We start from the raw sequence: 3,889 nt of genomic DNA on the forward strand, positions 1-3,889 counted from the left end.
GGGGGCGATTTGTCGTCGACATGGGCTCTCCTCTTCAACCAGCAAGAATGCCGGAAGGTAATGGGATATGCTGCTGCGGGAACCAGGGGTCAACCGGCAACAGAATGAATAACAATGTTTTTTACAACGGATTCGGTAATTTCTGACCCTTAAGGAATAAGCATAGTTAAAAAAAACGAAAGTGCTAAACCGATTCGGCGAACCGCAGAAAAAAGCAACAGGCCGTGAAACCGCTCATCCGGACAGGGGCCGATAAAGTTAAGCGGACGGTGTCAGGAGAGGAACACTGTGCGTGCCCTCGCAATACCGTCAGACCGCACTGCATTGATGTGATCAGCGGCTTCGATAACGATCCTGCCGAATCTGTAGCAGACGAGTTTTGCTCTGAGGCACAGGTAAAGAGGCTACCCGACAGGACATATTGCCGCCCGGAGGAGTATTACCGGTTTTACGAAAGCCTGTAAAGGCTTTAGCTATCTGACGTGCCGGCAGGCGGCTGCCAACGGAAACAGGCGCTGAGGCCGGGCCGATACCGAAACATAAGCAGATTGTTAACTGTGCCCGACAGAGTCGCTAAATGATTTTAGCCGAATCACTGTTTATCGCTCACGGCCTGTGCAGCACGGTAAGGAGAGCATGCAGGGTTATAACGAGAAAGCCTTTGTTGAAAGGGACTAATCATGGACATAAAAAAGGCGATCCGGAGGATCGCCTTTCTTGTCGGAGCAAATGGCTATCAGTGCAGCACCAGGCCCGCGATGGACGCGGAAAGCACGCTAACCAGCGTCGAGCCATACAGCAGCTTCAGGCCAAAGCGCGACACCACGTTGCCCTGTTCTTCGTTAAGACCTTTGATGGCGCCCGCCACGATGCCGATAGAAGAAAAGTTGGCGAAAGAAACCAGGAACACGGACAGGATACCTTCACCGCGTGGCGACAGGGTTCCGGCAATTTTTTGCAGATCGATCATCGCCACGAACTCGTTGGAAACCAGCTTGGTTGCCATGATACTGCCCACCTGCAGTGCTTCGTTAGCGGGCACGCCCATCACCCAGGCAAAGGGATAGAATACGTAGCCCAGCACGCCCTGGAAGCTGATGCCAAAAATCGTATCGAACAGCGTATTGATGGCGGAAATCAGCGCAATAAAGCCAATCAGCATGGCGGCAACAATGACCGCTACTTTGAAACCGGCAAGAATGTATTCGCCCAGCATTTCAAAGAAGCTCTGCCCCTGATGCAGATCGTTCAGCTTGAGATCCTGTTCGTTTTCAACGCGGTATGGGTTGATCAAAGACAGCACGATAAAGGTACTGAACATATTCAGGATCAGCGCAGCGACCACATATTTCGGCTGGAGCATGGTCATATAGGCGCCGACGATGGACATGGATACGGTCGACATCGCGGTAGCGGCCATGGTGTACATGCGGCGCTGTGACATTTTGCCCAGGATATCTTTATAGGCGATAAAGTTTTCTGACTGTCCCAAAATCAGCGAGCTTACCGCGTTAAAAGATTCCAGCTTGCCCATACCGTTCACTTTTGACAGCACGGTACCGATCGCCCGGATAACCACAGGCAGGATACGAAAATGCTGCAGGATACCAATAAGAGCAGAAATAAAGACGATAGGGCAAAGGACGTTAAGCCAAAAGAACGCCAGGCCTTTATCGTTCATCCCGCCAAAGACAAAGCTGGTGCCCTGAGCGGCAAAGCCCAACAGCTTGTCGAAGAAGCCGGCGAAGCCTTTCACAAAACCTAAGCCGATCTCAGAGTTCAGGAAGAACCAGGCCAGTAAAACCTCGATCACCAGCAGCTGAATAACAAAACGTACGCGAATATTTTTGCGATCGCTGCTGACCAGGATGGCCAGCAGCGTTACCACTACCAGCGCCAAAGCAAAATGCAGAATGCGGGACATGAGTGCTCCAAATTTGAAGGCTGTTATATTTCGCTGCACATTCTATGTAACAAGTTGCAGAAAAACGAGACTAAAGCCTCAATATAACAAATTCATATCGGCTTAATTTTGCATTCTGCTTTCCGGTCACAGACTGATACTGTTTAAAAAGCCACCCGCTAACTTGTAGGGGAATACTTTTTAACCTAAAGTAAGTTTATCGATTACAAATCGCAAACAAGAAACGCTGCCTGTGGGTATAGCAAAGGCTATACTTTTTAGCGTAGGCTATCACAGCGATAGGGTTAATCAGCATAAATGAGGTTGATAATCATTATCATTTAAATGACACTCTCTTCCTCAGGTGTATTAAGGGGTAAAACGATGCTTGAAGGCCGCACCGCGGAACAGACGGTCCGTAGTTCCCGTAAAATCAAATTTGCGCTGATGGGACCCGCTTTTATTGCGGCGATTGGCTATATTGACCCCGGCAATTTTGCGACCAATATTCAGGCTGGCGCTTCCTATGGCTACAAGCTGCTGTGGGTGGTGGTCTGGGCCAATATCATGGCGATGGTTATTCAGCTAATGTCCGCCAAGCTCGGTATCGCGACCGGCAAAAATCTAGCAGAGCACATCCGCGATCGCTTTCCGCGTCCGGCCGTCTGGTTCTATTGGGTTCAGGCAGAAATTATTGCCATGGCCACCGACCTTGCCGAGTTTATCGGCGCGGCTATCGGCTTTAAGCTGCTCTTTGGCGTCAGCCTGCTGCAGGGCGCGGTGCTGACGGGCGTGGTGACGTTTCTGATCCTGATGCTGCAAAGCCGGGGACAAAAACCGCTGGAAATGGTCATCGGCGGCCTGCTGCTGTTTGTGGCCGCGGCCTACGTGATCGAGCTGTTTTTCTCGCAGCCGAAAGTTACCGATTTGCTGCAGGGCCTGGCCGTACCGTCGCTGCCAACCGCTGATGCGGTGCTGCTGGCAGCGGGCGTGCTGGGCGCGACCATTATGCCGCACGTGATTTATCTGCACTCTTCATTAACGCAAAGCCCTGACGGTGGGAGTCGGGCGGAACGCTACTCTTCGACCAAGCTGGATGTGGCCGTCGCGATGACCATTGCCGGTTTTGTGAATCTGGCCATGATGGCAACGGCGGCAGCGGCTTTTCACTTCAGCGGCCATACCGGTATCGCGGATCTCGATCAGGCCTATCTGACGCTGGATCCGCTATTGGGCCGTGCGGCGGCAGTGGTATTTGGCCTGAGCCTGCTGGCGGCAGGACTCTCTTCTACCGTAGTAGGGACGATGGCCGGCCAGGTGGTGATGCAGGGCTTTATCCATATACGTATTCCGCTGCTGGTGCGGCGCGTGGTGACGATGCTGCCCTCGTTTATTGTGATCCTGGCGGGCTGGGAGCCAACGCGTATTCTGGTGATGAGCCAGGTGCTGCTCAGCTTTGGTATTGCGCTGGCGTTGATTCCGCTGCTTTCTTTTACCGGTAACCGGGAATTGATGGGGGAGCTGGTAAACTCGCGCCTGATGCAGGCGGCCGGCAAGGTGATTGTCGTGGTGGTGGTGGCGCTCAACTTCTATCTGCTGATATCCATGGCGATGGAGCTGTAAGCGAAACGAGAAAAAAGGGTGCTCACAGGAGCACCCTTTTTTTTACCAGCGACCGTCATGGTGACGATCCCGCTCATTACGCCATTCATGCCGCCGTTCGCGTTCTCGCCAGCGCGAGTCTCCCTGCCACTCGCGGCGCTCATCACGCCATTCATGCCGACGTTCACGCTCGCGCCAGTGCTGGTCGCGTCGCCACTCCTGACGCTGACGCATCTCCTGTTGACGACGCCACTGTTCATGGCGCCACCAGCGGCCATCATTGTAGCGATAATTACTGCGCCACCAGTGACCTTCGCGCCAGCGGCCGCCGTCCCAGTAACGTCCCTGACGATCGCGATCGCCCAGTTGAAGCGAAACGCCCGG

General features: G+C 53.3%; 3 protein-coding genes. 1 reads left to right on the forward strand and 2 read right to left on the reverse strand.

Annotated features, from left to right (window positions below; all coding sequences use genetic code 11):
* Positions 1-736 precede the first annotated feature (736 nt).
* Positions 737-1,924 carry a NupC/NupG family nucleoside CNT transporter gene (locus tag RTK32_RS19880; RefSeq protein WP_312046977.1) on the reverse strand — a complete coding sequence of 396 codons (1,188 nt, stop codon included), beginning with the start codon at positions 1,922-1,924 and terminating at the stop codon, positions 737-739.
* A gap of 363 nt (positions 1,925-2,287) precedes the next feature.
* Between RTK32_RS19880 and RTK32_RS19885 the strand changes: the two genes are divergently transcribed.
* A complete protein-coding gene (locus RTK32_RS19885) occupies positions 2,288-3,526 on the forward strand; it encodes an Nramp family divalent metal transporter (protein WP_312046979.1) in 1,239 nt (412 codons plus the stop codon).
* A 42-nt stretch (positions 3,527-3,568) separates the two neighbouring features.
* On the opposite strand, the gene RTK32_RS19890 is transcribed toward RTK32_RS19885, so the two are convergent.
* On the reverse strand, positions 3,569-3,889 hold a 321-nt coding region (locus RTK32_RS19890), incomplete at its 5' end, for a zinc ABC transporter substrate-binding protein (protein WP_312046980.1).

Source organism: Erwinia sp. (assembly GCF_031978025.1).
Classification (GTDB): domain Bacteria; phylum Pseudomonadota; class Gammaproteobacteria; order Enterobacterales; family Enterobacteriaceae; genus Erwinia.